27 protein-coding genes, 1 tRNA gene and 1 pseudogene are annotated in these 26,143 nt (G+C 54.6%); 9 read left to right on the forward strand and 20 right to left on the reverse strand.

What is annotated here, in order from left to right:
* The 3 genes from ybaK to copA all read right to left on the reverse strand — a co-directional run bounded on the left by ybaK (position 1) and on the right by copA (position 4,075).
* Entirely contained in the window at positions 1–483 is a 483-nt protein-coding gene (ybaK, locus tag LJN55_RS05430; protein ID WP_227536347.1) for a Cys-tRNA(Pro)/Cys-tRNA(Cys) deacylase YbaK, read from the reverse strand.
* A gap of 178 nt (positions 484–661) precedes the next feature.
* The gene (locus LJN55_RS05435) at positions 662–1,465 is read right to left on the reverse strand and encodes a TraB/GumN family protein (protein ID WP_133845726.1); all 804 of its coding nucleotides are present in this window, start codon (positions 1,463–1,465) and stop codon (positions 662–664) included.
* 87 nt (positions 1,466–1,552) lie between these two features.
* Positions 1,553–4,075: a copper-exporting P-type ATPase CopA gene (copA, locus tag LJN55_RS05440; RefSeq protein WP_227535805.1), complete on the reverse strand. Its 2,523-nt coding sequence runs from the start codon at positions 4,073–4,075 to the stop codon at positions 1,553–1,555.
* Between the two features lie 219 nt (positions 4,076–4,294).
* Here copA and LJN55_RS05445 point away from each other — a divergent pair, with 219 nt between their 5' ends.
* Positions 4,295–4,930: an OB-fold-containig protein gene (locus tag LJN55_RS05445; protein WP_133845724.1), complete on the forward strand. Its 636-nt coding sequence runs from the start codon at positions 4,295–4,297 to the stop codon at positions 4,928–4,930.
* Between the two features lie 38 nt (positions 4,931–4,968).
* Positions 4,969–6,747, forward strand: coding sequence for a flotillin family protein (locus LJN55_RS05450; protein WP_212813835.1), 1,779 nt, complete (start codon positions 4,969–4,971; stop codon positions 6,745–6,747).
* 34 nt (positions 6,748–6,781) lie between these two features.
* On the opposite strand, the gene LJN55_RS05455 is transcribed toward LJN55_RS05450, so the two are convergent.
* Complete coding sequence (locus LJN55_RS05455) at positions 6,782–7,261, reverse strand: DUF2938 domain-containing protein (protein WP_227535806.1); 480 nt, start codon at positions 7,259–7,261, stop codon at positions 6,782–6,784.
* A gap of 186 nt (positions 7,262–7,447) precedes the next feature.
* Between LJN55_RS05455 and cueR the strand changes: the two genes are divergently transcribed.
* Positions 7,448–7,858, forward strand: coding sequence for a Cu(I)-responsive transcriptional regulator (cueR, locus tag LJN55_RS05460; protein ID WP_133845721.1), 411 nt, complete (start codon positions 7,448–7,450; stop codon positions 7,856–7,858).
* Here the strand turns inward: cueR and LJN55_RS05465 are convergent.
* The 9 genes from LJN55_RS05465 to tesA all read right to left on the reverse strand — a co-directional run bounded on the left by LJN55_RS05465 (position 7,855) and on the right by tesA (position 14,800).
* Positions 7,855–8,307, reverse strand: coding sequence for an NfeD family protein (locus LJN55_RS05465; protein ID WP_227535807.1), 453 nt, complete (start codon positions 8,305–8,307; stop codon positions 7,855–7,857). The two genes, cueR and LJN55_RS05465, sit on opposite strands and share 4 nt — an antisense overlap.
* The gene (locus tag LJN55_RS05470) at positions 8,304–9,221 is read right to left on the reverse strand and encodes an SPFH domain-containing protein (protein ID WP_133845719.1); all 918 of its coding nucleotides are present in this window, start codon (positions 9,219–9,221) and stop codon (positions 8,304–8,306) included. Before LJN55_RS05470 ends, LJN55_RS05465 begins: the two co-directional genes overlap by 4 nt.
* Before the next feature lie 177 nt (positions 9,222–9,398).
* Positions 9,399–10,262 (reverse strand): hypothetical protein, encoded by an 864-nt coding sequence (locus tag LJN55_RS05475; protein WP_227535808.1) that lies wholly within the window; start codon positions 10,260–10,262, stop codon positions 9,399–9,401.
* Positions 10,263–10,384: 122 nt separating this feature from the next.
* Complete coding sequence (locus LJN55_RS05480; RefSeq protein WP_133845717.1) at positions 10,385–10,630, reverse strand: hypothetical protein; 246 nt, start codon at positions 10,628–10,630, stop codon at positions 10,385–10,387.
* A complete protein-coding gene (locus LJN55_RS05485) occupies positions 10,627–10,896 on the reverse strand; it encodes a hypothetical protein (RefSeq protein WP_227535809.1) in 270 nt (89 codons plus the stop codon). Before LJN55_RS05485 ends, LJN55_RS05480 begins: the two co-directional genes overlap by 4 nt.
* A gap of 72 nt (positions 10,897–10,968) precedes the next feature.
* Entirely contained in the window at positions 10,969–11,934 is a 966-nt protein-coding gene (locus LJN55_RS05490; RefSeq protein ID WP_227535810.1) for a hypothetical protein, read from the reverse strand.
* A 513-nt stretch (positions 11,935–12,447) separates the two neighbouring features.
* Positions 12,448–13,305 carry a co-chaperone YbbN gene (locus LJN55_RS05495; protein ID WP_133845714.1) on the reverse strand — a complete coding sequence of 286 codons (858 nt, stop codon included), beginning with the start codon at positions 13,303–13,305 and terminating at the stop codon, positions 12,448–12,450.
* A gap of 69 nt (positions 13,306–13,374) precedes the next feature.
* Positions 13,375–14,145: an SDR family oxidoreductase gene (locus tag LJN55_RS05500; protein ID WP_159337495.1), complete on the reverse strand. Its 771-nt coding sequence runs from the start codon at positions 14,143–14,145 to the stop codon at positions 13,375–13,377.
* Positions 14,146–14,176: 31 nt separating this feature from the next.
* Entirely contained in the window at positions 14,177–14,800 is a 624-nt protein-coding gene (gene tesA / locus LJN55_RS05505) for a multifunctional acyl-CoA thioesterase I/protease I/lysophospholipase L1 (RefSeq protein ID WP_159337494.1), read from the reverse strand.
* Here tesA and ybbA point away from each other — a divergent pair.
* Together ybbA and ybbP are read left to right on the forward strand one after the other, a co-directional pair.
* The gene (gene ybbA, locus LJN55_RS05510) at positions 14,771–15,457 is read left to right on the forward strand and encodes a putative ABC transporter ATP-binding protein YbbA (protein ID WP_227535811.1); all 687 of its coding nucleotides are present in this window, start codon (positions 14,771–14,773) and stop codon (positions 15,455–15,457) included. The two genes, tesA and ybbA, sit on opposite strands and share 30 nt — an antisense overlap.
* Complete coding sequence (ybbP, locus tag LJN55_RS05515) at positions 15,454–17,871, forward strand: putative ABC transporter permease subunit YbbP (protein ID WP_227535812.1); 2,418 nt, start codon at positions 15,454–15,456, stop codon at positions 17,869–17,871. The genes ybbA and ybbP overlap by 4 nt, the downstream gene beginning before the upstream one ends.
* Positions 17,872–17,912: 41 nt before the next feature.
* Here the strand turns inward: ybbP and LJN55_RS05520 are convergent, their stop codons facing one another.
* The 5 genes from LJN55_RS05520 to ppiB all read right to left on the reverse strand — a co-directional run bounded on the left by LJN55_RS05520 (position 17,913) and on the right by ppiB (position 21,964).
* Positions 17,913–18,665 carry a helix-turn-helix transcriptional regulator gene (locus LJN55_RS05520; RefSeq protein WP_227535813.1) on the reverse strand — a complete coding sequence of 251 codons (753 nt, stop codon included), beginning with the start codon at positions 18,663–18,665 and terminating at the stop codon, positions 17,913–17,915.
* A 366-nt stretch (positions 18,666–19,031) separates the two neighbouring features.
* Positions 19,032–20,099: a 5-(carboxyamino)imidazole ribonucleotide synthase gene (gene purK / locus LJN55_RS05525; RefSeq protein WP_227535814.1), complete on the reverse strand. Its 1,068-nt coding sequence runs from the start codon at positions 20,097–20,099 to the stop codon at positions 19,032–19,034.
* The gene (gene purE, locus LJN55_RS05530; RefSeq protein WP_159337488.1) at positions 20,096–20,605 is read right to left on the reverse strand and encodes a 5-(carboxyamino)imidazole ribonucleotide mutase; all 510 of its coding nucleotides are present in this window, start codon (positions 20,603–20,605) and stop codon (positions 20,096–20,098) included. Before purE ends, purK begins: the two co-directional genes overlap by 4 nt.
* Positions 20,606–20,753: 148 nt before the next feature.
* Positions 20,754–21,470: a UDP-2,3-diacylglucosamine diphosphatase gene (lpxH, locus tag LJN55_RS05535; RefSeq protein WP_227535815.1), complete on the reverse strand. Its 717-nt coding sequence runs from the start codon at positions 21,468–21,470 to the stop codon at positions 20,754–20,756.
* 2 nt (positions 21,471–21,472) lie between these two features.
* Positions 21,473–21,964 carry a peptidylprolyl isomerase B gene (gene ppiB, locus LJN55_RS05540; protein ID WP_133845705.1) on the reverse strand — a complete coding sequence of 164 codons (492 nt, stop codon included), beginning with the start codon at positions 21,962–21,964 and terminating at the stop codon, positions 21,473–21,475.
* 342 nt (positions 21,965–22,306) lie between these two features.
* Between ppiB and cysS the strand changes: the two genes are divergently transcribed.
* Complete coding sequence (cysS, locus tag LJN55_RS05545; protein ID WP_167864083.1) at positions 22,307–23,695, forward strand: cysteine--tRNA ligase; 1,389 nt, start codon at positions 22,307–22,309, stop codon at positions 23,693–23,695.
* 85 nt (positions 23,696–23,780) lie between these two features.
* On the opposite strand, the gene ybcJ is transcribed toward cysS, so the two are convergent.
* The gene (gene ybcJ / locus LJN55_RS05550; protein WP_133845703.1) at positions 23,781–23,993 is read right to left on the reverse strand and encodes a ribosome-associated protein YbcJ; all 213 of its coding nucleotides are present in this window, start codon (positions 23,991–23,993) and stop codon (positions 23,781–23,783) included.
* Positions 23,993–24,859: a bifunctional methylenetetrahydrofolate dehydrogenase/methenyltetrahydrofolate cyclohydrolase FolD gene (gene folD, locus LJN55_RS05555; RefSeq protein WP_159337486.1), complete on the reverse strand. Its 867-nt coding sequence runs from the start codon at positions 24,857–24,859 to the stop codon at positions 23,993–23,995. The genes ybcJ and folD overlap by 1 nt, the downstream gene beginning before the upstream one ends.
* Positions 24,860–25,103: 244 nt before the next feature.
* Here folD and LJN55_RS05560 point away from each other — a divergent pair, with 244 nt between their 5' ends.
* The 3 genes and pseudogenes from LJN55_RS05560 to LJN55_RS05570 form a co-directional block, all read left to right on the forward strand.
* Positions 25,104–25,421 carry a hypothetical protein gene (locus LJN55_RS05560; RefSeq protein ID WP_133845700.1) on the forward strand — a complete coding sequence of 106 codons (318 nt, stop codon included), beginning with the start codon at positions 25,104–25,106 and terminating at the stop codon, positions 25,419–25,421.
* A gap of 234 nt (positions 25,422–25,655) precedes the next feature.
* Positions 25,656–25,732, forward strand: a tRNA-Arg gene (locus LJN55_RS05565).
* 153 nt (positions 25,733–25,885) lie between these two features.
* A pseudogene (locus LJN55_RS05570) lies at positions 25,886–26,074 on the forward strand (Arm DNA-binding domain-containing protein); the annotation flags it as partial.
* Positions 26,075–26,143 lie beyond the last annotated feature (69 nt).

The following is a 26,143-nucleotide window of genomic DNA, read 5'->3' on the forward strand; positions in this document are numbered from 1 at the left end:
TTAATCGCCGCGTTTGGCGATATCGGCAAAGCTGGCATTAAGCAGTTGCGCCAGATCCTGCGGCTTCAGTTCAATATCCAGCCCGCGCTTGCCGCCGGAGACGAAGATCGTAGCAAACGGCTGCGCAAGGTGGTCAATCACCGTTGGCAGGCGCTTTTTTTGCCCTAAAGGACTGATGCCGCCAAGTAAATAACCCGTGCTGCGCTGGGCAAACAATGGGTCAGCCATCTCGACCTTTTTCGCTCCCAGCGCTTTGGCGACTTTCTTTAAATCGAGCTGCCCGGCCACCGGCGTCAACGCCACGGCCAGCGTTTTATTATCGCCATTCAGCGCGACCAGCAGGGTTTTATACACCTGATCCGCATCGAGATTCAGCTTGCGTACTGCTTCGTCTCCGAAGTGGGTTTCGCTGCTGTCATGCTCATAAGAATGCAGCGTAAAGGCGACTTTTTGCTTTTCCAGCAGTTTTACCGCAGGTGTCATAGTCACTAACCTTCTGTCGTATTTTCCATGAACGAGTGAACAATTGATGAACAAAAATGCTGGCGAAATATTACGCTTTGAGCGACAATCTTGCCCGCGTCAGCGTAACCGCTGAGACGATAACAAAAATCATAAATATGTCCTTATTGACGGGCCGATAGAGATATCGGCCTTTTTTTTATCGCTGAATCAGCAGACCTGGCAGATTTCCCTCGCCGTAAAGGTGCAGGGCACCCACCGCAACCACATAGCGCCCGGGTGGCAGCTGGCGTAAAAACTGGCACCACTGTTGATTACGCTGATGCATTAACAGGTCATTCAGACTGCTGCTGAACGTGCTGGGCAAGGCCAGTTTTCCGATGCTGCCCGGTGGGGCTTCCAGCCACCAGCTCACCATGGTTTGCAGCAGGCGTGCATTGGTTTGCCAGTGCTGTAGCGTATCTTCGAGTAACGGCAGGCCGTTGTCCGGCAGCGATTTCAGCAGTGCCAGCTGGGTTTCCGGCCCTTCCAGCTCAATCACTTTTTTCTGCCGTTCACGCGCCGCCTGCAGCAGTTGATAGTCGATACCGCAGTCGGCGCGTAGCCCAAGACGTTGCGCCTGTTGTGCCTGAAGCATGAGCGCCACCTGCCAGGCGGGCAGCGTATCGACGCGCTCCGGGTCGATGCTTAACTCTTCACAGCGGCGTTGCAGTTGTGGCCACTGCTCTGCAGAGAGGCGTTCAGCCAGCGGCGGACAACTCTCACTTTCACTGAAGGGGGATGCCCCGCCGGTGATATCCGCTTCAACAATCAGAGCATCGGCCTGCTGTAGCCGTTCATACAGCACCGCTGGCAGGGGCATCATATTGCGGGTACCCATATGAATGCTGCCCACCAGATGCAGATGTCGCTGACCCAACGTGATATCGAGGGCCGGGTAGCGGTAACTTACCGACCACAGCCTGCGCCACAACATCTGAAATCTGTGCAAAAGATTTGCCATCGTTTTCTGCCTCATGCTGTCAATCACACTATGCTAGCGTGATAAGTCGCTGACGGACAGGGCAAAACGCAGCACTCATTAGCCGACTTACGATTGCGGCGGGCGGAAGCGGATCAGACGATTAGCATTACTCACCACGGTAATGGATGAAAGCGCCATCGCCGCGCCCGCCACCACGGGACTGAGCAGGGTCCCCGTCAGGGGATACAGCACCCCGGCCGCAATCGGGATGCCACAGGCGTTATAAATAAATGCCCCAAGCAGATTTTGTTTCATATTGCGAAGCGTCGCCTGGGAAATCGCCAGAGCATCGGTCACCGCATTCAGGTCCTGACGCATCAACGTAATCGCCGCTGTCTCGATGGCCACATCGCTGCCGCCACCCATTGCGATCCCCACATCAGCCTGCGCAAGGGCCGGAGCATCATTGATGCCATCACCAATCATCGCCACCTGCTGGCCCTGTTGTTGCAGGGCGCGGATCGCATCGGCTTTGCCTTCCGGCAACACCCCGGCAATCACACGATCGATACCGGCTTCACGCGCAATGGCATTGGCCGTAATGGCGTTATCGCCTGTCAGCATCACCAGCTGATAACCGCGTTTATGCAGTCTTTGTAGCGCACTGACGCTCTCTTTACGCAGAGGATCACGGATGGCAAACAGGGCGACAATTTCCCCTCCGGCTGCCAGCAGTACTGGGGTAGCGCCGCTTGCTGCCTGCTGTTCCACCTGCCCGGTGATCGCCCCGGTCGCGATTTGCTGCTGCGCCATCAGCGGTGGATTACCCAGCAGCAGCGGAGTGCCAGCGAGTATGCCGCTGACCCCCAGCCCCGGTATTGTACGAAATTGCTCAATCTCGGGCAGCGTCGCCAGAGCGGCGTACTCAATGATGGCGCGTGCCAGCGGATGGCTCGAACCCTGCTCCAGGGCCGCAGCCTGGCGCAGCACGGTCTGCCGGTCAGCCCCGTTAAACAGCAGGACTTCAACGACACGCGGCGCACCTTCGGTCAGGGTGCCTGTTTTATCAAAGACTAAGGTGCTCAGGGTGCTGGCACGTTGCAGGGCATCGGCATCACGCACCAGGACACCAAACTCGGCGGCACGACCAACGCCAGCAATAATCGACATCGGCGTAGCCAGCCCCAGTGCGCAAGGGCAGGCGATGATCAGTACGGTAGTGGCAATCACCAGGGTGTAGACCATCTGCGGTGCGGGGCCGACCAGATACCAGACAGCAGCGCTGAACAGGGCTATCGCCACCACCAGCGGGACAAACACCGCTGAAATTTTATCCGCCAGTTGGCCGATTTCCGGCTTACTGCTTTGCGCCTGGCGGACTAACTGAATAATACGCGACAGGGTGGTGTTCTTGCCGATGGCGGTGGCACTGAACAGCACGCTGCCGTCCTGCAATACCGTCCCGGCATGCAGCGCATCACCCGATGACTTCTGCTGAGGGATGGCTTCGCCGGTCAGCATGGCTTCATCCATCCAGGCTTCACCGCGCAGGATCGTGCCGTCGACCGGTACCCGATCGCCGGTGGTGACGCGCAGCGTCATCCCCAACTGCACGTCACTCAGCGGCAGGATCTGCTCACCGTTTTCCGTGACAACACGCGCTGTGGGCGGGGTCAGATCCAGCAATTTTTCCAGCGCTTTTGACGAGCGTTGGCGAGCGCGCTGCTCCAGCATATGGCCGAGATTAATCAGACCGATAATCATCGCACTGGCTTCGTAATAAAGATGGCGTGCCGCCATCGGAAACAGATCGGGCCACAGATTCACGGTGATGGAGTAAAGCCAGGCGGCGGCAGTACCCAGTGCGACCAGCGTATCCATGGTGGCGCTAAGGTTCAGCAGGCTGCGCCATGCGCTGCGGTAAAAATGCCCCCCGGCGATGATCATGACCAGCAGGGTCAGTACGCCCACCACCAGCCATCCACTGCGGTTGTCGGCGGTCAGCATCATATTGTCGCCGATCATTCCCCATCCCATCAGCGGGATACCCAGCGCCAGCGCCAGGATCGCCTGCCAGCGAAAACGTTTTACCGCAGACTGCGCGGTTTGCTGCTGTTTTTCCCGACGTTTCACGTCATCTTGAATGATTTCCGCACCATATCCTGCACGGCTCACGGCGTCGATGAGTGCGGCGGGGGAAGCCGAACCCAGCACCAGCGCGCTGCGTTCGGCAAGGTTAACCCGCGCCTGGCTGACGCCAGCGACATTTTGCAGCGCACTCTGTACGCGGCTAACGCAGCTGGCGCAGCTCATGCCGTCAATCAACAGCTGGTAGCTGTCGGGATCGGAAGCGGGAGTCGTTGCCGGAAGCTCTGGCAGGGACGCTGTCAGCGCTTCCGGCTGAGGTTCTGATTCTGTCAGCGTATCAGGCTTTGGGTGAGAAGCCCCTTCTGGCAGGCTGGCGTGATAACCCGCCTGTTCGACGGCGGCAATCAGCGCATCGGCGCTGGCATCACCGGTAATGCGGGCTTCCGTCACCGTGACGTCCGCCTGCTCCACGTCGTCACGCTGTTCCAGCGCTTCTTTAACCCGTTTAACACAGTGGCCGCAGGTCAGTCCGTCCAGCGCCAGTAACGTGGTGTGTGTCATGATTTTCTCCTGAGTGAATATGTCACCGAAGCTCAGGTTAAACCTTCCCGCAAGGGTAAGGTCAAGCCAGTGTAACGATATTTATCCCCAGGCCTGAGGGCATAAATAACCGGATTTACATCTGGATCTGCCTTTCCCGAGCACGTAAACTGTTTCAGCTTATTACTCAGGCGCAGCGTCACCTTTAGCCGGGTATTATCAGACAGGGAGGCGTCTGCAATGAATTTTATATTACTACCTGAAAATGCCATTTTTCTTATCACCTTCGCGTTGATCCTGTTATTTGGTCTGGTGGAAATTCTTGCCATTATATTTGGCATGAGTGTTTTCTCACATACTGATACCCTGCTGTCGCCGCATATTCATGCCGGTGAGTCTTTATTTTCTCAGGGGCTGGACTGGTTAAATATTGGCAAAGTCCCTTTATTCATTCTGTTTATTCTCTTGCTGTCCTGCTTTTCTATCAGCGGAATGGTTTTACAGTGGGCACTGCTGTACGCGCTGGGCAAACCTCTTCCTGGCGGGCTGGTGGCGTTACCAGCGGGCGTAATCTCTGTGCTTTTCGTGCGAAAAATAAGCGCCGTCCTTGCGCGTTTTTTACCACAATACGAAAGCAGCGCACTGTCTGAAGAGAGTTTTATTGGCTGTATGGCGACCGTGGTGGGAGGAACGGCCAGCATGGGGCATCCTGCCCAGTGTCGGCTGGTCGATAAGTTTCAGCAAACGCATTATTTACGCGTACAGCCAGACAGCGAGGATGACATTTTCTCCCCTGGCGAGACCATTATCATTACGGCGCGTCTCACCTCATCTTTATTCGAAGGGATGTCTCATCCCTGGTCTGAACATCGGTAACACTGCCTCACACGTCTATTTTTAACTAAGGGATTGTAATGGAAGAAGTGACAAACATTGATAGTTGGTATTTCTGGGGTGAAATTGCATTAGCCGTTTTTGTCGTCCTTATTATTGTGGGGATTATATTCTCCCGGCTGTATAAAAAAGCCTCTGCGGAACAATCCTTTGTCAGAACTGGTCTGGGAGGACTAAAAGTGGTTCTTAGCGGCGGTTCCATTGTTCTGCCGGTATTTCATGAAATTATTCTGATTAACATGAATACGCTAAAACTGGAGGTGAGCCGTTCTAAAGTGGACAGCCTGATCACCAAAGATCGTATGCGTGTTGATGTCGTTGTCGCTTTTTTTGTGCGGGTAAAACCGACGGTGGAAGGTATTTCAACCGCGGCTCAGACGCTGGGGCAACGGACTTTATCCCCTGAGGATCTGCGCATCCTGGTGGAAGATAAATTTGTTGATGCGCTGCGTTCGACCGCGTCACAGATGACGATGCAGGATTTGCAGGATACCCGTGAAAAATTTGTCCAGGGGGTACAAAACACGGTGGCGGAAGATCTGAGCAAAAATGGTCTTGAGCTGGAAAGCGTTTCTCTGACCAATTTTAACCAGACCTCGAAGGAGTTTTTCGATCCGAATAACGCCTTTGACGCCGAGGGTCTGACCAAGCTGACGCAGGAAACGGAGCGCAGACGCCGGGAACGCAACGAAGTTGAGCAGGATGTTGAAGTTGCCGTGCGTGAAAAAAACCGTGATGCCCTGGCGCGCAAGCTGGAAATTGAACAGCAGGAATCTTTCATGTCTTTAGATCAGGAACAGCAGATCAAGACACGCAGCGCCGAACAGTCCTCGAAAATTGCGACCTATGAGGCCGAACGTCGCCGCGAAGCAGAGCAGAGCCGGATCATGTCCGAACGTCAGATCCAGGAAGCGGAAATTGAAAGTAAGCAGGTGCTGAAAACCCGCGAAGTGGAAGCCAGCCGGGACGTTCAGGTCAAAGAGATTGAACAAACCCGTGTCACTGAAATTGCACAGCAGGATAAAGCCATTGCGATTGCGGCAAAATCTGAACAGCAATCTCAGGCCCAGGCGCAGGCTAACCTTGCGCTGTCAGAAGCCGTGAAAGCCGAACAAAACGTGGTGACCACCCGTGAAACCGCGGAGGCCGATCGTGCCAAACAGGTTGCCCTGATCGAGGCCACTCAGGACGCTGAAACCAAAGCGGTACAGTTAACCCTGAGTGCCCGTGCAGAGAAAGAAGCCGCAGAATTGCAGGCGGCGGCCATTATTCAGCTGGCAGAAGCAACGCGCAGAAAAGGCCTGGCGGAAGCGGAAGCCCAGCGTGCGCTGAATGATGCCGTTAATATGCTCTCCAGCGACCAGACCAGCCTGAAATTTAAACTTGCTCTGCTACAGGCGCTGCCAGCGGTTATTGAAAAATCCGTGGAGCCGATGAAAGCCATTGAAGGCATCAAAATCATCCAGGTGGATGGTTTAAATCGCACCTCAGGTGGGGCTTCCTCGGGGACTGCCACGATGGCCGGGGGAAATCTGGCGGAACAGGCGCTGTCTGCTGCACTCTCTTATCGTGCCCATGCGCCCATTCTGGACTCATTGCTGAAGGAAGTGGGTCTGGCGGGAGGATCGCTCAACGATCTGACGGCGGGACTAGTGGCGCCCCAGGCGAGTGACAGCGATCAACCCGCAGCAAACGATGAGGCACCTTCTTCGCCTGCCAGTGCGGAGGTTGCCGTTCCAGTGGCTTCCTCACCCCCCGTCGAATCACTGACATCCGCGAAATTTACCCCCCTTATCTGACCTCAATCCTCCTGGTCACCCACCAGGGGGATTGTTAACTCTGACTCATCAGTAATGCTGTCAGCCAGATGCCAATGCCAAAGGAGGTATGGGCGACCAGGCTGCGCCAGCGTACGGTCCAGGGGGCAGGGGTGTTGGCCGCCGCAAAGCCGAAGCCAAACGCAGGCTGCATCAGGCAATACGGTGCGACTACGCTGACTATCCCCATCAGCAACGCGGGCAGGAACGTTGGCGCCGACAGCCATTGTGGGCCAACGAGGGCAATCAGCAGCGCAGAGAACATTATCCCCGTCAAATAGTGTGCTCCCCAGCCGACGGCCACTTCCCCCCTGACCGGAGTGGCTTGCAAAATGGTGTAGTGGCTAAACGTCCCATGACGCATATGCCCCAGCCAGCGCCCGACCAGCCGATAGTCCAGAGAGGGGATTTTGAATAACTGCTTTTGCAATAATGCCCAGAGATCCATCACCAGTGTTGCGCCGGTTCCCAACAAAACAGCTTGCCCTGCCAGCATTAAACTCTCCTGCATCGTGCCGTCCTCTTCACGTGTTTATTTTGTCGACTGTCTGTGATTGGCATGCAGGATGTCAAAGTAAACGGCAGCAACCTGTACCAAAGTAGAGGGGACGAAGACCTGTTGTTTGACTGGGGCAGAAAATTGGATTAGTTATGGATCCTGCTTAAGCCGCCCGGAGGAATAATGAATATCAGCGACGTGGCAAAGAAAACCGGATTAACCAGCAAAGCGATCCGTTTTTATGAAGAGAAAGGGCTGGTGACGCCGCCGCTGCGCACGGAAAATGGCTATCGCAGCTACAGTGCCAAACACCTAGAGGAGCTGACGCTGCTGCGCCAGGCCCGCCAGGTCGGATTTAATCTGGATGAGTGCCGCGAGATGGTCGGCCTGTTTAACGATCCTGAACGCCACAGCGCCGATGTGAAGGCGAGGACGCTCAGCAAAGTGCGGGAGATCGAAGTTCATATCAGTGAACTCCAGCTAATGCGCCAGAAGTTGCTCGATCTCGCCGCCAGTTGCCCGGGCGATGACAGCGCCGAGTGCCCGATCATTAATCACCTGGCCGGATGCTGTCACAGCGCTAAGCAGGGTTAAACCCCACGACGGACAACGCGTAGCGTGATCCCTTCGACCGCTACCACGGTGATCTGCGTGCCGGCGGGCAAATCTTCCTCTGCCTGGACGCGCCAGTTACCATCACCAATACACACATGCCCGAAGCCATTGACCAGCCCGGCATCCAGCGTCAGCTGGCGGCCAATCATCTGCTGACCCCGCTGATTCAACGTCGAAGGAGGATTTCGGCGGTCGCGGTGCTTAAGCCAGCGATACCACCACAGTGCAGCGAGAATGGTCAGTACGGCAAAACTCAGCCCCTGCCACTCCCACGGCATCGGCACCAGCCATACCAGCAGGCTGACCAGCACGGCAGCAACGCCGCTCCACAGCAGATAACCACTGGCACCCAGCATTTCCGCCGCCAGCAGCAGGCCACCGAAGGTCAGCCATAGCCACCACGGGTTAGCGAGCAGTTCATCGATCATCGGCGGTTACGCTCCGCTTTGCTTTCGCCCAGCAGTTCGCTGATCCCGGCAATGGATCCCATCAGGCTGCTGGCTTCCAGCGGCATCATCACCACTTTACTGTTGCTGGAGGAGCCGATGTTTTGCAGGGCATCAGTATATTTCTGCGCTACAAAGTAGTTAATCGCCTGAATATCCCCGGCGGCAATGGCTTCAGATACCATTTTTGTTGCCTGCGCTTCGGCTTCAGCACTACGTTCGCGCGCTTCCGCAGCAAGGAATGCAGACTGACGTTCACCTTCTGCTTTCAGGATCTGCGACTGTTTTTCCCCTTCAGCACGCAGGATCGCGGCCTGGCGAACCCCTTCCGCTTCCAGAATATCGGCACGCTTGGTTCGTTCGGCTTTCATCTGGGCGTTCATCGAGGCGATCAGTTCAGCCGGTGGGCGAACATCGCGGATCTCAATACGGGTAATTTTGATGCCCCATGGGTTGGTCGCTTCATCGACAATATGCAGCAGGCGGGTATTGATGTTGTCACGTTGCGACAGCATTTCATCCAGTTCCATCGATCCCAGCACGGTACGCATGTTGGTCATCGTCAGGTTGATGATTGCCAGCTCAAGATTGCTGACCTCATAGGCGGCGCGTGCCGGGTCAACCACCTGAATAAAGCACACGGCATCAATGGTGACGCTGGCGTTATCTTTAGAGATGATCTCCTGCGAGGGGATATCCAGCACTTGTTCCATCATATTGATTTTACGGCCCACGCGATCCATAAACGGGATCACCAGATTCAGGCCGGGCTGGAGTGTGTTGGTATAGCGGCCGAAGCGTTCAACGGTCCACTGAAAACCTTGTGGGACGATTTTGATACCTGACCAGACGAGGATCAGGGCCAGAATGATAATGACGGGAATCACAGCCAACATAAAAATAACCTCCAGATTGTTATTATTCATCACTTTACTGGGCGACCCTTTAGCCCGAACGCCCCTTCGACACTCGAATCCGTCCACCAGAGCACAGCGCTACCGGGTTGCACCTTATCTGATGATATTGTAACACCCATGACAGCGCCATCCCGCTGTTGTTGGTATTGTTAGCGCTTAACTCTTTTGTCTGGCGAACTGGAAAGAGAAATCAGCAATGTAGCTGCCTTCGGCCTGTGCGATCGCTTTTGACAATGCCTGGTAATAGGGCTCAAGCCCAATCGCTTCAATCTCGGCAATTTTGTCGCGAATAGGGGCGCAGAACAGGGCCGGATTGCCTGCGGCCTGGCGCTTATTGTTGACGGGCAACTCGTTGGTCACTGCTTTCATCGCGGTACGCAGTGCCTGGCGATAGCTGCCTGGCACGTTATTCACATTCTCAGATGCCGTCAAAACGTTGAGGGTGGGGAACTGATCTGCCATTACCGCAGACTTAAGCCTGTCAAAGAATTGCTGAAACAGCTGGAATGAACCCAGATCGGTGACTTTGGGTTTGGTTGATTTACCGCTGGTGTTTCCCACCGTCCTGGTGGCTTCCTGATGAGGCGAGGTTGTCTTGTGAAGTTGAAGGTCAAAAAGGTAATCCGCGTGCTTTCTGCGCTCCTGCAGATCCGGGAACTTCTCATTGAAGGCTTTGATGAACTCAGGAGCAGGCAGATCGGCTAGCGCATGATTATCCAGCCAGTCGGACCGCGCAAACAGGGCTGGCTTAATAAACCAGGCGGGGACAGGTTCAGAGAAACGTACCGACTGACCTTTGCGGTCAAATTCGACGAACTCTGCGCCTTTATCGAAGGCGAAGCAGCAATGTTTAAAACTGATAATCGTGTCATTAATGATCAGCGCATCTTTGACAAATTTTGCCACCTCGGCACTCATCACAAATGCTGTTTTTTTGTCACTATCACGAAGGACATAGTTCAAATCGGCCACTGACTTCACGCCAGGCTCAAGATCAAACTCAAAGAAAATATGTGACATACTATTAACTTCCTGTTTCCCGGGGGAAGTCATAATATCATATCTTCGAGTGTGAAAGTCAGCGGCCTGTGAGCGAAGAACAGGGCAACGCAATGCAGAGACTTTTTAACAGACTGCCTTCGTTAAAATCCGATTTTAAGGTCAATTCCGGTGCTGTCACGTTTCATCGTGAGCTTTGCATCATCCCGGGCAACAACGCTGACCACCACAGACTTCAGATCATCCATACTCAACGTCATCAGACGGGCATTCAGCAACAGAATCGTCCTTAACATTTCATCCCCGAACTCTGATGATATGTGATCCATCATCCGGTGATGCTTCTCAACGTTTACCTTGTCTTCAATCGGCTGTGAAAATCGGGTCATTGCGTTACCCCCTGGGATAATTTCGTTAATGTAGCCTGACAGGCCCGCACAGAGACCATCTGTCGTTCAAGCAGTTCCGCATAATTAATCTGTTCTGCGGCAGACCCTCGCTCCAGTTTTATCGTAAGCGAGAGTGCATGGCTCGCAGCCTGAGCAAGTTGCAGACAGGCTGAAAGATGTTCTTTTCGATAATGTTCGCTGTCCGAGAGCGCCTTAAGCAAGATCGAACGCGCTTCGGCAATCAGCGCCAGGTGTTCCGGTATCATTTGAGTCACTCCCCATTGTCGTTTCGAAAGGGTCAGGTGATGACCTGACCCATTGGAAAAGCCTGTGCACTTTTAGTGGAAGTGCGAATGACCACCGAAACCTTCGGAGCGCGAGTTGTCATGGCCGTAACCGTGACCACCAAAAGCGGCACTGTGCGCATTATCGCCACCGCGATTGCCAGAACCACCGTGTGAAGCATGGCCGCCCTGACCTCCGGCGTTACCTTTGCCGGTAGCGAACGTGATTTTCGAGACGGAGACGGGTTTATTTAAGATGACTGAGGGCATCGACTGGACGGGTGTTTTGACACCGATGTTCACTGCCGGGCTCAGAGGCGCCATTGGCTGGCGGGCCATTCCGGACATTTTAATGGCCTGCTGATCCCGTACCGCCTGCTGCGCATCGAAGTTAGCAATGGCGGCATCACGCGCAATCCGGGCGTGATCCACCATTTTCTGCTGCTGCATCTGCTGACCCAGTTTATCGGCAGTGGCATTGCGGTTATAGGCTGTCGCCTCTTTGGCTCTTCTGTCTGCATCCGCCTGACGGGCATCCGCCAGCGCCACTGCCATATCTGAGTTTTTCCGCTGGTTCGGGCCAATGGCCGCTAATGAAGGGGTCAGGGTCGCCATTGGCTGGCGGGCCATTGCGCCCAGTAAACGGTCATCATGGCTGACGCGTTCCTTACTCTGGGCAACCGTATTTGCCAAGTCGGCCGCCTTAGCATCGGTTTGCTGCTGTTGGACCTGATTGCGATACGTTGTTCCGTTGACTTGTCTCTGTGCAGCCCGACGGTCGGCAGTGATTTGGTCACCTTTTTCCGCCAGAGCATCATTGAAAGATCCATCGGCGTTAAAGCGACCTGTTCCGTCCCGGCTGTCCGTTTCGTTGTAATGTGCCAGATTGTCTTTTTCTTGCTCCTGCAACTGATGCAGAGTTGATACTGCATCATTAAAGGCGTGGGACTGATCTTCAGCAGATGTATTAAAAGAGGAGAGAACGGCCAGGGCAGTAAGCGCGATCATCGTGCGTTTCATGATTTTTTCCAGTAGATATGAAGGGTTAATAACGTTGCGATATCAGAATTCTGATACTGACCACGCAGATTTAACTGTCATTATCCTTTTGACTTTGTTGTGGCTTTTTTTTCTGTGGTGTGTCACTTGTTGTGACTTCGCTATGTGAGTAATGCTAGTCTTATTGTTGTCTCTGTTAATTGACTTTAGTCAATATTTTGACGGTATTTTTTATTGCCCATAAGTCTTTATAGTGAGTGTTTGATTTTATTAGTCTTTAGTTAGTCTTGTGGCCGTCAGCGGTGCAGGCCATTCTTCACGGGGAAGGTGAGTCAAGGTCAGTTCATGGCAGGGTAAATAGCGTGACTCAAAAATCAGGCCCAGGTATCCGTTTTAACAGAGATATATTTTCTTTCAGACTGGATTAAGACTAATGATGGTGGGGAGTGCTACAGAGTACGAGCAGAGGGAAGGGGAGCCGGGATGTTATTGATATACGGCAGGCCGATGGGTGTGCCATCGGCCTGCTGTGTTTTAGTAGAGCAGAGAGTAGAGCTGACGACGGTATTTCGCCGCCAGCGCATCGCCGGTACCCAACGCGGCGAGAATGTCCTGCAAAATTTTACGCGCCTGACCGTTGGCCGCGGCGAGATCTTTCTTCAGATGAGAGAACAGCAGTTCCAGCGCTTCTTCGTTGCGCCCGACCTGGTGGTATTGTAATGCCAGCTGGGTAGCCAGTTCGGCATTGTCCGGATCAGCGTCGATCTGCTGTTGCAGTTGCTGGATTTCGGGTGTGTCCGCCGCCTGCTTCAGCAGCTCGATCTGTGCTACCAGACCCTGGTAGCGCGTATCCTGATCCTGCAAAGGCACCACTTTCAGTACCGCTTCGGCCTCTTCGCTGCGGGTCAGCCCGATCAGCACTTCGGCAAGCAGGAAACCGATGTCGCTGCGCTGGTTGCTCAGTGCCCACGCATCTTTCAGCAGCGGCAGAGCCTCAATCAGTTTGCCTTCGTCCATCAGCTGCATCGCCTGCTGGGCTTTCAGCTCCTCTTCTTTCGGCAGCACTTTCTCTAAAAGGGCACGCACGGCTTCTTCCGGCTGCGGACCCTGGAAACCGTCGACCGGCTGACCATTCTGGAACAGGTAGACCGTCGGGATGGAACGCAGTCCAAACTGCTGCGCAACCGCCGGTTCCGCGTCACAGTCCAGCCTTGCCAGAACAAACTGCCCGGCATACTCCTGCGCCAGACGATCCAGCAGCGGCGTCAGATGCTGACAGTGCTGGCTGCGTTCTGACCAGAAGTAAAACAGCACCGGGATCTGCATCGACTGTTCCAGCGTCTGTTGCAGGTTGGCTTCATTAATTTCGACAATAGCGGCTTGTGGTGACATGAATTCGTCTCTTTTCACGTAAGTTTCTTACTGTATTGGGGCGAGGGGCGATGCTTCAAGGCCCGGCGACTAATTCTGGCGTAAAAACCGATCCATCATCCAGCCTGGCAGCAAACGGCGCAACAGCGTAATGACATGGGTCACCATCGTCACAGGATAGCGCAAACGTGGGTGGCGGCTCTCCAGCGCATGCCGCAGCTTCGGCAGAATCGCCTCCGGCGGCAGCGTAAAGCGGGCGGCGATCCCGGGATTTTTCACCGGTTTATCCTGCTGCGCCTGCCGGACGTTATCGGTAAAGCGGGTATGAATTGGCCCTGGTTCAATCAGGCTGACGCGCACACCGCTGCTGTGCAGCTCCATCCGCAGGGCATCAGACCAGGCCTCCAGCGCGTATTTACTTGCGGCATAGGCACCACGCCCTGGTGTTGAGATCAGTCCCATCACCGAACTGGTATTCACAATGCGCCCGCTGGCGGCGATCAGCGCAGGCAGCAGCAGGATAGTGAGCTGGTGGGTACCGAACAGATTGGTGGCGAACTGCTGTTCTAGCTGCTGACGCGATACCGACTGCAAGGGACCATAAACGCCGAAGCCCCCGTTATTAAACAGGCCTGCCAGGCGGCCATCACACAGCGCAAGGATCTCCCCGGCAGCATGCTCGACGCTGGTGGCGTCATCCAGGTCCAGCAAGACACCGCTAAAACCCAGTTCGTTCATGCGTTCGACATCCTGCGGTTTACGGCAGGCCGCGATAACATGGTAGCCACGGCGCAGCAGATCGTTGGCTGCCACCAGGCCAATCCCGCTGGAACTGCCCGTAATAACAATACTTTTTTGCATAACTTTACCTGTCACGGCACTCAGAGCCGGGTCACTCATGCTTAACTAGGGGAGCCAGGTTTTTAGCCATCAGGTCGGCAATAAACGGTTGGGCCGCAGGGTTAGGATGAATGCCATCGTCCTGCATCCATTCCGGTTTCAGATAAACCTGTTCCATAAAGAACGGCAGCAGCGGAATGGCGTGTTCCTGAGCCAGTTTGGGGTAGATAGCTGCAAAGGATTCGGTATAACGCTTGCCGTAGTTTGGCGGTATACGTATTTGCATCAGAATCGGCTGCGCGTTGGCGGCCAGCGCCAGTTTAATCGCCTGATCCAGGTCCTGCTCCACCTGCTGTGGGGCAAAACCGCGTAATGCATCATTACCACCCAGTTCAATCAGTACCCAGCGCGGCTGATGTTGTTTCAGCAGTGCAGGAAGACGAGCCAGCCCCTGCGTCGCGGTGTCACCGCTTATGCTACCGTTAATAATGGTGGGGGATTTTTTCCATTTATCATTGAGTAACGCAGGCCATGCAGCACTGGCAGACATGCGGTAACCGGCGCTCAGACTGTCGCCGAGTACCAGCAGCGTATCTGCCGCCGTTGCGCGCAGCGTCATAAAAGCCAATAAGAACAGGAAAGGGTAATGCCAGCGGAAAACATTCTTGAAGTTCATCGTCTTAGTAAGTCCGTCGGTCAGGGTGAGCATCAGCTTTCCATCCTTACCGGAGTTGAGCTGGTTGTCAAACCGGCTGAGACCCTCGCCCTGATCGGTGAATCGGGATCGGGTAAGTCGACGCTGCTCGGAATTTTGGCCGGGCTGGACGACGGCAGCGAAGGAGAGGTGATGATGCTCGGCCAGCCGCTGCACAAGATGAACGAGGAGCAGCGGGCTGAATTACGGGCGAAGAATGTCGGCTTTGTTTTCCAGTCGTTCATGCTGGTGCCGACCCTGAATGCTCAGGAAAATGTACAACTTCCGGCACTGCTGCGCGGTGAAAGCGATCGTCAGAGCCGTGAGCAGGCAGCCGCACTGCTGGCGCAACTTGGGCTGGGCGAGCGTCTCAGCCATCTTCCTGCTCAGCTTTCTGGCGGAGAGCAGCAGCGCGTGGCGCTGGCCCGCGCCTTTAACGGTCGACCGGCCCTGCTGTTTGCCGATGAACCGACCGGTAACCTTGATCGCAAAACGGGCGATCGTATTGCCGACCTGCTGTTTACGATGAACCGTGATTATGCCACCACGCTGATCCTCGTCACTCATGATGAACAGCTGGCGGCGCGCTGCGATCGTCGGCTGCGGCTGCGTGATGGCAAGCTGTGGGAGGAAGCATGATTTGGCGCTGGTTCTGGCGTGAGTGGAAATCGCCCTCGCTGCTGATTGTCTGGCTGGCGTTAACACTGGCGGTGGCCTGCGTGCTGGCGTTGGGCTCACTCAGTGACCGTATGGAAAAAGGCTTAAGCCAACAGAGCCGTGACTTTATGGCGGGTGACCGCACGCTGCGTAGCAGCAAAGCCGTGCCTGATGAATGGCTGGCGCAGGCGCGTGCTGACGGATTGCAGGTAGGGCGTCAGCTCAGCTTTATGACCATGACGTTTGCCGGAGAGACCCCGCAGCTGGCGTCGGTAAAGGCGGTGGATGATCTCTATCCGATGTTCGGCCAGCTGACGACCGCACCCGTCGGGCTGAAACCCGCAGCGGGTACCGTGCTGGCCGCACCACGCCTGCTGGCATTGCTGGAGCGTAAAGCCGGGGACCAACTCGACGTGGGGGATACCACTCTGCGTATTGGGGGGGAAGTGATCCAGGAGCCGGATGCGGGCTTTAACCCGTTCCAGACCGCACCGCGTCTGCTGATGAACCTGGCCGATGTGGAGAAAACCGGGGCTATCCAGCCCGGCAGCCGCATCACCTGGCGCTATAAATTCTCCGGCACTCCGGCGCAACTGGCGCGTTATGACCGTTATATTGAAGCGCGGCTGACGCCCGACCAGCGCTGGATCAGCGTGGAAAACAGTGAGGATGCGCTGGGGAAATCCATGCAGCGCGCCCAGCAATTCCTGCTGCTGTCAGCACTGCTCACGCTGATGCTGGCGATTGCCGCCGTGGCCGTGGCGATGAGCCATTACTGTCGCAGCCGCTACGATCTGGTGGCGGTACTGAAAACGCTCGGGGCTAACCGCACGGCACTGCGTAAATTGATTATCGGCCAGTGGCTGGCAGTGCTGCTGCTGGCGGCGGTGGTGGGCAGTGCCATTGGGCTGGGTTTTGAAGCACTGCTGCTGCGGATGCTGCGTCCGGTGTTGCCGGGTGAGCTTCCTGCCGCCAGTGCCTGGCCGTGGCTGTGGGCGGTGGGATCGCTGTTTGTCATCTCCCTGCTGGTCGGGTTACGCCCTTATCGCTTACTGCTGGCGACCCAACCGCTGCGCGTCCTGCGCCGCGATGCCGTGGCGAATATCTGGCCGCTGAAGCTGTATCTGCCTGCGATGGCGGTGGTGGTGATTGGCCTGCTGGCTCTGCTGGTGGGGGGCAGCAAACTGCTGTGGGCGCTGGTGGCAGGGATTGTGCTGTTGTCGCTGCTGTTGGGTGCCATTGGCTGGGGCGGCCTGCTGCTGCTGCGCCGTCTGACGTTGCGTAATCTTGCCTTTCGTCTGGCGGTGAACCGACTGCTGCGTCAGCCCTGGACCACACTCAGCCAGCTGGCGGCGTTTTCGCTGTCGTTTATGTTGCTGGCATTGCTGCTGGTGATGCGTGGCGATCTGCTGGATCGCTGGCAGCAGCAACTGCCGCCGGGCAGCCCGAATTACTTCCTGTTAAATATTACCGAGCCGCAGGTGCCACAGGTGCAGGCCTTCCTGCAACAGCATCAGGTGAAGGCGGAAACCTTCTATCCTGTAGCGCGAGTACGCCTGACCGGGATCAATCAGCAGCCTGCCGATCCGGCGCAGGATGAATCCCTTAACCGTGAGCTGAACCTGACCTGGCTGAAAGATCTGCCGGATCACAACCCGATGACGGCAGGGAGCTGGCCGCCAAAAAATGGGGAGGTCTCCATTGAACAGGAGCTGGCAAATCGTCTGGGCGTGAAGCTGGGGGATACGCTGACCTTTACCGGTGATACTCAGGAGTTCAGTGCAAAAATCAGCAGTATGCGCAAAGTCGACTGGGAAAGCCTGAAGCCGAATTTCTTCTTTATCTTCCCTCCGGGCGCGCTTGATGGACAGCCGCAAACGTGGCTGACCAGCTTCCGTATGGATAATGACAATGCCACGCTGGCACAGCTTAATCGTCAGTTCCCGACGCTCAGTCTGCTGGATATTGGCAGCATTCTGAAGCAGATAGGGCAGGTGCTGGCGCAGGTCAGCCAGGCGCTGGAGATTATGGTGATCCTGGTGACCGCCTGCGGCGTGCTGCTGTTACTGGCGCAAATCCAGGTGGGTATGCGTCAGCGACGTCAGGAGCTGGTGGTCTACCGTACGCTGGGTGCCAGTAAAAAACTGCTGCGCGGTACGTTGTGGTGCGAGTTTGCGCTACTTGGCGTGGTGTCTGGTGTTGCAGCGACTATTGGTGCCGAAGCGGCGCTGTGGGGGTTGCAACGCAAAGTGTTCGACTTCCCGTGGCAGCCTGATTTCGTGCTGTGGCTGGTACTGCCGCTGACCGGCGCGCTGCTGCTCTCATTGTGCGGCGGCTGGTTAGGCGTGCGCTTACTGAAAGGGAAAGCGCTGTTCAGAGGATATTACGCAGGATAGTGAAAGGAGGCCGGTGAAAGCCGGCCTGTTTACTGCGGACCTTAGTTATTATCCTCTTTGTCAGGGAATACAGGGCGAATAAGTTTCATCTCTACGCCAAGACGGATGGCATGCTTTGCGTTGTTAACGCCTAATTTTTTCACAGCGTTGGCAATATGATATTTCACTGTTGTCAGTTTCACCCCGGTAATAATCGCTATTTCTTGATAGGACTTCCCTACGCTGACCCAATATATGATCTCATTTTCACGATGAGAAAATATATTTCTGTTATTCATCTTTTCGAAATCACTGTCAATCTGTAGTTTCTGATACAGGTATGTTGTTTTCTCGTGGGTTAATATCAACAGAAGCTGAAGTTTACTTTTATTTTCCAGGACAATATCTTCGATGTCATTGTCATATTCATTTTCTGAAAAAAGCGAAAGCATAACCAGGTTGTTGTATTGATCGTGGAGAACAAAAGTGTAACCATTGATAATGTCATGATTTCGGGCCATGTCAAAAAAGCTGAGTGACTTGATGCCCTGACTGAGTAGGAAATTTTCATCCCATGAAAAAGGTGTAATGCGGTGTAATGCGGTGATGACAACCGGATCAATGAACTGAAAGTTGTTTTGTTTATAGATGCGGAACCATTCTTGTCGATTAGAAATAATAGAAACATCGGCAGGATTGCTTTTGCTCATGATCGCGTAAACATATTTTATTTTATTGAAGCTCGATAGCTCTTTTTCAATATGACGCTTTATAATGGAATTGATAGTGGTGTTGCTAAAGAAGTTATCACGCATATTCTACTCTCCCTGTACGATTATTCATCCTTAATCTATAGTAAAGACATTACCATGGCCGTTGTTATCTGGCTAATTTTTGCGTGGCAAAGAGTGAATATTTCATTAAATGTGGGGAATAAATAAGAATAAAGGGAACCCTGTAAACGGGTTCCCTGGTGTGGACAAAGTATGCGGCTAAAGACTGAAAAGGGACTAGATGTGTACTATTTTTTATAGCAGGGAGCATAGACCATAAGTGCCGAGAATGTAGCTGTACTTTAGTACAGTCAGGCACTCGCCATTTTCAGAATTTAGCATTCATTAATGGGGCAGGCGGCTGTAGGGGCTGACCTTCTGTTTCAGTCAGCCCGTAAGGCAAAGGGATTAATCCAGCTTCTCAACCGCCCAGGCAATCCCGCTGGCGTATTCTTCCGGCAGCAGCGGCACCAGCGCGTTCAGCCCATGGCTGAGGGCCTGTGGGCTGACGTCGGACAGATTCAGGTGGCCCACTTTACGCCCGGCACGCACTTCCTTCTCATACCAGTGCAGGTGCACCAGCGGCTGCTCCAGCCAGGCCAGATTGACGTCGGTGCCAATCAGGTTGACCATCACCGATGGCGTGCTGACGACAGGCGTTGGCAGTGGAAGGTCGAGAATAGCCCGCAGATGCAGCTCAAACTGGCTGATGGATGCGCCGTTCTGCGTCCAGTGACCGCTGTTGTGTACGCGTGGCGCCAGCTCGTTGATCAGCAAACCTTCCGGTACCACGAAACACTCCATCGCCATCACGCCAACGTAGTTCAGCTCGTTCATGATGGCGGAGAGCATACGCTCGGCCTGCTGCTGATGCTGCGCATCCACATCCGGCAATACTACGCTGGTGCGCAGAATACCGTCCTGATGCAGGTTGTGCGTCAGCGGATAGAACACCGTGCGGCCATCGTGGCCACGTGCGCCGACCAGCGACATTTCGCCAGAGAAGTTAATTCCCTGCTCAACAATACACTCGCCGTAGCAATCAGCAGGCAGTGATGCGGTTTCATCTGCACGCAGGCGCCACTGGCCGCGCCCGTCATAGCCGCCGGTGCGGCGCTTAACAATGGCAAGGGAACCGAGTGTGGTGAACACCTGCGCCCACTCATCTGCACTGGAGAGCAACTGCCACGGCGCGGTTGCCAGGCCCAGCCGGTCCAGCAGTTGCTTCTGGGTCAGACGGTCGGCCAGCAGCGGGAAGATATCGCGGTTCACAAAGGCGTTATGGCTGGCCAGTTCACGGGTTAATGCCGTTTCAGGCCAGCGCTCGATTTCGGCAGTGATCACGCTCTGCGCAATGGGCAGGGAGTCGGGTTCCGCATCCAGGCCCACCGGATAGACGGCAATGCCCAATGGCTCACCCGCCTGGCGCAGCATCCGTCCCAGCTGACCGTTACCTAATACACAGACCGGCTTCATGCATCCACCCGTGGGTCCGGGTTATTCAGCACTTCATCGGTCTGGGTCTGACGCCAGTGATTCAGGCGGCCTGCCAGTTCGGCATCATGCAGCGCGAGGATCTGTGCGGCCAGCAGGGCGGCATTGGCGGCACCGGCTTTGCCAATCGCCAGCGTGCCCACAGGAATGCCGCGTGGCATCTGCACAATAGAATACAGGCTGTCGACACCGCTCAGTGCGGCACTCTGCACGGGCACGCCCAGTACCGGAACCAGCGTTTTTGCTGCCAGCATACCCGGCAAGTGCGCCGCGCCGCCTGCACCTGCGATAATCACCTGATAGCCATTATCCGCTGCCTGTTCGGCAAAACTGAACAGTTTGTCCGGCGTGCGGTGTGCAGACACCACTTCGCAGTGAAACGGAACATCAAGGCTGGTGAGAATTTCCGCGGTAAATTGCATGGTTGCCCAGTCACTTTTGGAACCCATAACAATAGCAATGCGGGCCGGTGCGGCGTTGGATGACATGCGGGTCTGACTCCTGTGATTGTGATACTTCACCTGAATGGCGCTGTAGGCTTACCAGGTGGGAAGGGCACAGAGAATATCACGACTGAGCGGCAAGGAAAACGGTTGCGTGGCGCGAAATAGCGGCGGGTTTCGCCAGGTTTTTGAATCAGAACGGGAAGGAAATCAGGCTTATTTCATCGCTACTGACTTTGATCATCGAGCCTTCTTCATGCCAGGCCCCCAGAACCAGGCGTTCAGCCGCTTTCCCGTTGATCAGTAGAGGATGCACCGCAGGGCGATGAGTATGACCGTGGATCAGCCACTGCACCTGATGGCGGGCCATCACGTTCACAACAGCCTGGGGATTCACATCCATGATCGACTGGGATTTATTGCTGTTAGCTTCGCGGCTTCCGGCGCGCATTTTCAGCGCGATACGCTGGCGCACAAACAGGGGAAGGGCGAGGAACAGCGTCTGTAACCAACGTTGTTGTACTTTGGCACGAAAGCGCAGATAGCCTTCGTCATCAGTACACAGCGTGTCACCGTGCATGATCAGCACCTGTCTGCCATACAGATCCAGCACCTGCTCTTCCGGCAGCAGCGTCATACCGCAGGCTGTTGCAAAGCGCTTGCCCACCAGGAAGTCACGATTGCCGTGAATAAAGTAGCAAGGGATAGCCAACTGGCGCAGAGCCGTCGCGACCTCCGCATGCAGCGGATTCGGGTCGTCATCGCCAATCCAGGCTTCAAACAGGTCACCGAGAATGTACAGCGCATCAGCATGCTGTGCTTCACGGCGTAAAAAATGCAGAAAACCGGCAGTGATTGCCGGTTCTTCAGTACACAGATGGAGATCTGCGATAAACAGCGTGTGCGACATTATTAGCTGACGGTGACTTTCTGGATGATCACGTCGTCTTTTGGTACGTCCTGGTGCATGCCGCTGCGGCCGGTAGATACGGCTTTGATTTTCTCAACAACGTCCATACCTTCAACCACTTCAGCGAAAACGCAGTAACCGAAGCCCTGCAGGCTTTCATCACGGAAGTTCAGGAAGTCGTTGTCAGCCACGTTGATGAAGAACTGGGCAGTAGCAGAGTGTGGCGCCTGGGTACGAGCCATTGCCAGGGTGCCTTTGGTGTTCTTCAGGCCATTGCTGGCTTCGTTGCGGATCTCGTCTTTGGTGTCTTTCTGCTTCATGCCCGGTTCAAAACCACCGCCCTGGATCATAAAACCGTTGATCACACGGTGGAAGATGGTGTTGTCGTAAAAACCTTCGCTGCAATATTCAAGGAAGTTTTTAACGGTAGCCGGTGCTTTATCATCGAAAGTCTTGATGACGATATCGCCATGATTAGTCTGGAAAGTGACCATATTCTCATCCTGTCAGGGTTGGAGTATTTAACATTGGGCGCCGGAAGCTGAGACTCACGTCTGTTCCGTGCGACAGACGGCTCTTATATCACAAAATGTGATGGCTCGTCAGCCTCCCCCTTCATTCTTCACGTTGCAGATGCGTTGGCTGCATCCACTTACCCCGGTCACAAAGTTATCTATGTTCCCGGGGATAAGCGTCCTTGCCGCCTTCCTGCAACATGAATTATTTTGGGGGCTCACTCTCATTGGCATTAGCGTGGCGCTAACGTGAAGAATACGGCAGAATAAAGCATTAACTCTTCATCGCTAATCCCGCACACGCTAAAACGGAATGTCTCAATGCTAAAGATTTTCAATACCCTGAGTCGTCAAAAAGAGGAATTTAAACCTATCCATGCCGGTAAAATCGGTATGTACGTGTGTGGCATTACCGTTTACGACCTCTGTCATATCGGACACGGCAGAACCTTTGCGGCATTTGATGTAGTCGCTCGTTACCTGCGTTACAGCGGCTATGAGCTTAACTATGTGCGTAACATCACCGATATTGATGACAAAATCATCAAACGTGCGAATGAAAACGGTGAGACCATTGAGCAACTGACCAATCGTATGATTGCCGAGATGCACAAGGATTTCGCCGCGCTGAATATCCTGCCGCCGGACCTGGAACCGCGTGCGACACGCCATATTCCTGAGATCATTGAGCTGGTCAGCAAACTGATCGCCCGTGAGCATGCTTATGTGGCCAGCAACGGCGACGTGATGTTCTCCGTCGACAGCGATCCTAACTACGGTTCGTTATCACGCCAGGATCTGGAACAGCTCCAGGCCGGTGCGCGTGTTGAAGTGGCTCTTGACGTTAAACGCAACCCGATGGACTTCGTGCTGTGGAAAATGTCGAAAGCGGACGAACCCGGCTGGGAATCTCCATGGGGAATGGGCCGTCCGGGCTGGCACATTGAGTGCTCGGCGATGAACTGCAAACAGCTGGGTGAGCACTTTGACATCCACGGCGGCGGTTCTGACCTGATGTTCCCGCATCACGAAAACGAAATTGCCCAGTCTACCTGTGCCCACGATGGCCCGTATGTGAATGTCTGGATGCACTCCGGCATGGTGATGATTGATCGCGAGAAGATGTCCAAATCGCTGAACAACTTCTTTACCGTGCGTGATGTGCTGGAGCATTACGATGCGGAAACCGTGCGTTACTTCCTGATGTCCGGCCACTATCGTAGCCAGCTGAACTATGGCGAAGATAACCTGAATCAGGCACGTTCCGCGCTGGAGCGCCTCTATATTGCTATCCGTAACACCGACGCCAGCGCTGAAGTAGCGGGTGGGGAAGAGTTCGAAGCCCGCTTCCGCGCCGCAATGGACGATGACTTCAATACGCCGGAAGCCTACTCGGCGCTGTTTGACCTGGCGCGTGAAGTCAACCGCCTGAAAGACACCGATAAAGCAGCGGCGAACGGCCTGGCTGCGCGCTTGCGTACTTTGGCTGGCGTGCTGGGCCTGCTGGAGCAGGACCCGGAGCAGTTCCTGCAAAGCGGTGTGAACATCAATGATGAAGAAGTAGCGCAGATTGAAGCGCTGATCCAGATGCGTATTGATGCTCGTGCGGCAAAGAACTGGGCGCAGGCCGATGTGGCACGCGACAAGCTCAATGAGATGGGCATCGTGCTGGAAGATGCCGCAGGCGGCACCAGCTGGCGCCGTAAGTAATCTGCCGACGGGCCGCAGGCCCGTTGCGGATACAGCATAAAAAAAGGCGACCCGCGGGTCGCCTTTTTATTTCACAGCAGGAAAATCAGGCCGTCACGGTAACGCTTTCACCGTCAAACTCAACCTTCTGACCCGCCACAATTTTGCAGCGCTTACGGGTTTCCTTTACGCCATTCACCGTAACATGACCGCCAGAGATCATGATTTTCGCCATTGCGCCGCTTTCTACCCAGCCTTCCAGTTTCATCAGGTCGCACAGGTCGACATGGGGATGATCGCCCAGAGAGAAGTTTGCCATTATGCTGTTGCTCCATTGTCATTGTTTTCGCAGGCCTGCAGGGTGTTCTGGATCAGGGTGGCAACCGTCATCGGCCCCACGCCGCCAGGCACGGGCGTAATGTAAGAGGCACGCTCAGACGCCACCTCAAACTCCACGTCGCCCACCACTTTGCCGCTTTCCAGACGGTTAATACCGACATCAATCACGATCGCGCCAGGCTTGATCCACTCACCGGGGATAAAACCAGGTTTACCCACAGCAACCACCAGCAAATCGGCATGTTCGATATGGTGACGCAGATTTTTGGTGAAGCGGTGGGTCACGGTGGTGGTGCAACCGGCCAGCAGCAGTTCCATACTCATCGGACGGCCAACAATGTTGGAAGCGCCGACGACAACGGCATTCAGGCCGAAGGTATCAATGTTATAGCGCTCAAGCAGCGTAACAATACCGCGCGGCGTGCACGGGCGCAGTTTCGGTGCGCGCTGACACAGGCGGCCCACGTTATACGGGTGGAAGCCATCGACGTCTTTTTCTGGCGCGATGTGCTCCAGGACTTTCACGTTGTCGATGCCTGCAGGCAACGGAAGCTGCACCAGAATGCCGTCGATTTCTGCGTCGTTATTCAGTTTGGTAATCAGGTCGAGCAGTTCCGCTTCGCTGGTGGTGGCGGGAAGGTCGTAAGAACGTGAGAGGAAACCGACCTCTTCGCAGGCACGGCGCTTGCTGCCAACATAAATCTGCGAAGCCGGGTTTTCGCCCACCAAAACCACGGCCAGACCAGGCGCACGTTTACCTGCTGCGAGACGTTGCTGAACACGTTCTGCAACCTCTTGTCGCACCTGCTGCGCAATCGTTTTACCGTCAATAATTTTTGCTGCCATCAGAGAGGGGATCCATCTGTTTTGAGTTAAATCGGGGATTGCGCCTATTTTGTCAGAAGCGCGCCCCGCTGTCAGGCAGAGATTCAATCGTTGAGGTGCATTCGTCCAGCGACAGAGGTGTTCCACTAAGCCACAACCACACTTACCGGGTCATTCCCGGTTTATTCCTAAATCTTTCTGGTACTGACTGTGCCAGGATGACGTTGTAACACGGCAAATCATCTAAAAAAAGAAAGAGGGAATAATGAAAAAGACTATTATTGCACTGTCTGCTTTGCTGCTGGCTTCTCCGGTTTTCGCCGCAACGACCACCGATAACACCGTTGCTGAAGCGCATAAAGGTGCCGATACCGCCAAAGAGAAGCTGCATAAGTCCCAGAATGAGGGGGCTGAGATGAAGCTGAAGGCCAAACATGCTGCAGAAGGTGAGAGCAACTCAACCAGCAGCAAGATTTCTGAAGGCAGCCAAAAGGCCTGGAACAAAACCAAAGAAGGCACCGAAAAAGGCTGGGATAAAACCAAGCAGGGTGCAGAAGAGCTGAAAAACAAAGCGACCAACTAAGGCGCTCTGTTCAGTCACTCAGAAGATAAGCCCACCGTCAGGTGGGTTTTTTTATGGGCGCCTTATTGCTTCTGCCTCTGTGGCGACAGACAAAACGCATACCGCTTACTCTGATTGCCTGCTCGTTATGAGATAAAGCTTAGATACTGTTCATAACTTCAGCATTAGGGAGCACCAGGCGGTAAAAACGTTGACTCAGCAGGATCCCACCGTATAATTCGACGCAATCACAATGCGCCCTTAGCTCAGTTGGATAGAGCACCGGCCTTCTAAGCCGTAGGTCACAGGTTCGAATCCTGTAGGGCGTACCAATTCTCACTTCTTCTGACGTATCCCAAAGTCTACAAAACCCCATCAAACCCGCATGACAAGCGAATTCTCGTTATCGTGACATCTACTAACTCCTATTGAAAGCTACACCCATCTGGGGGCATTAGCAGGTTCAATGGAAGCGATACCCCCAAATGAAACTCACAGCCACTGAAATCAAAGCCGCCAAACCTAAAGAGAAGGCCTACAAACTTGCCGACGGTGGGGGCATGGACCTCGAAATTTTTCCCAACGGCACTAAAAGCTGGCGCTTAAAATATCGCATTGGCGGTAAAGAGAAGCGGGTGGTGTTCGGTGTCTATCCAGCCGTTACCCTGGCAGATGAATCGGCACTGGCTACGTAAGTAGTCGGAAGCATTTGCGAGTGCGTTTGATGATGAACCCACTGACTA

Origin of the sequence: Erwinia rhapontici (assembly GCF_020683125.1) — a bacterium.
Classification (GTDB): Bacteria; Pseudomonadota; Gammaproteobacteria; order Enterobacterales; family Enterobacteriaceae; genus Erwinia; species Erwinia rhapontici.

Bases quoted from the DNA above. Each gene is read 5' to 3' on its own strand.
- LJN55_RS05495 (WP_133845714.1), bottom strand. From the start codon at position 13,305: ATGTCACCACAAGCCGCTATTGTCGAAATTAATGAAGCCAACCTGCAA.
- lpxH (WP_227535815.1), bottom strand. From the start codon at position 21,470: ATGTCGCACACGCTGTTTATCGCAGATCTCCATCTGTGTACTGAAGAA.
- cueR (WP_133845721.1), top strand. From the start codon at position 7,448: ATGAATATCAGCGACGTGGCAAAGAAAACCGGATTAACCAGCAAAGCG.
- ybbA (WP_227535811.1), top strand. From the start codon at position 14,771: ATGCCAGCGGAAAACATTCTTGAAGTTCATCGTCTTAGTAAGTCCGTC.
- LJN55_RS05435 (WP_133845726.1), bottom strand. From the start codon at position 1,465: ATGGCAAATCTTTTGCACAGATTTCAGATGTTGTGGCGCAGGCTGTGG.
- LJN55_RS05475 (WP_227535808.1), bottom strand. From the start codon at position 10,262: ATGTCACATATTTTCTTTGAGTTTGATCTTGAGCCTGGCGTGAAGTCA.
- LJN55_RS05470 (WP_133845719.1), bottom strand. From the start codon at position 9,221: ATGTTGGCTGTGATTCCCGTCATTATCATTCTGGCCCTGATCCTCGTC.
- purK (WP_227535814.1), bottom strand. From the start codon at position 20,099: ATGAAGCCGGTCTGTGTATTAGGTAACGGTCAGCTGGGACGGATGCTG.
- LJN55_RS05560 (WP_133845700.1), top strand. From the start codon at position 25,104: ATGAAAAAGACTATTATTGCACTGTCTGCTTTGCTGCTGGCTTCTCCG.
- LJN55_RS05490 (WP_227535810.1), bottom strand. From the start codon at position 11,934: ATGAAACGCACGATGATCGCGCTTACTGCCCTGGCCGTTCTCTCCTCT.
- LJN55_RS05450 (WP_212813835.1), top strand. From the start codon at position 4,969: ATGGAAGAAGTGACAAACATTGATAGTTGGTATTTCTGGGGTGAAATT.
- LJN55_RS05455 (WP_227535806.1), bottom strand. From the start codon at position 7,261: ATGCTGGCAGGGCAAGCTGTTTTGTTGGGAACCGGCGCAACACTGGTG.
- ybbP (WP_227535812.1), top strand. From the start codon at position 15,454: ATGATTTGGCGCTGGTTCTGGCGTGAGTGGAAATCGCCCTCGCTGCTG.
- cysS (WP_167864083.1), top strand. From the start codon at position 22,307: ATGCTAAAGATTTTCAATACCCTGAGTCGTCAAAAAGAGGAATTTAAA.
- ppiB (WP_133845705.1), bottom strand. From the start codon at position 21,964: ATGGTCACTTTCCAGACTAATCATGGCGATATCGTCATCAAGACTTTC.
- LJN55_RS05520 (WP_227535813.1), bottom strand. From the start codon at position 18,665: ATGCGTGATAACTTCTTTAGCAACACCACTATCAATTCCATTATAAAG.
- ybcJ (WP_133845703.1), bottom strand. From the start codon at position 23,993: ATGGCAAACTTCTCTCTGGGCGATCATCCCCATGTCGACCTGTGCGAC.
- purE (WP_159337488.1), bottom strand. From the start codon at position 20,605: ATGTCATCCAACGCCGCACCGGCCCGCATTGCTATTGTTATGGGTTCC.
- copA (WP_227535805.1), bottom strand. From the start codon at position 4,075: ATGACACACACCACGTTACTGGCGCTGGACGGACTGACCTGCGGCCAC.
- LJN55_RS05500 (WP_159337495.1), bottom strand. From the start codon at position 14,145: ATGCAAAAAAGTATTGTTATTACGGGCAGTTCCAGCGGGATTGGCCTG.
- LJN55_RS05485 (WP_227535809.1), bottom strand. From the start codon at position 10,896: ATGATACCGGAACACCTGGCGCTGATTGCCGAAGCGCGTTCGATCTTG.
- LJN55_RS05445 (WP_133845724.1), top strand. From the start codon at position 4,295: ATGAATTTTATATTACTACCTGAAAATGCCATTTTTCTTATCACCTTC.
- tesA (WP_159337494.1), bottom strand. From the start codon at position 14,800: ATGAACTTCAAGAATGTTTTCCGCTGGCATTACCCTTTCCTGTTCTTA.
- folD (WP_159337486.1), bottom strand. From the start codon at position 24,859: ATGGCAGCAAAAATTATTGACGGTAAAACGATTGCGCAGCAGGTGCGA.
- ybaK (WP_227536347.1), bottom strand. From the start codon at position 483: ATGACACCTGCGGTAAAACTGCTGGAAAAGCAAAAAGTCGCCTTTACG.
- LJN55_RS05465 (WP_227535807.1), bottom strand. From the start codon at position 8,307: ATGATCGATGAACTGCTCGCTAACCCGTGGTGGCTATGGCTGACCTTC.
- LJN55_RS05480 (WP_133845717.1), bottom strand. From the start codon at position 10,630: ATGACCCGATTTTCACAGCCGATTGAAGACAAGGTAAACGTTGAGAAG.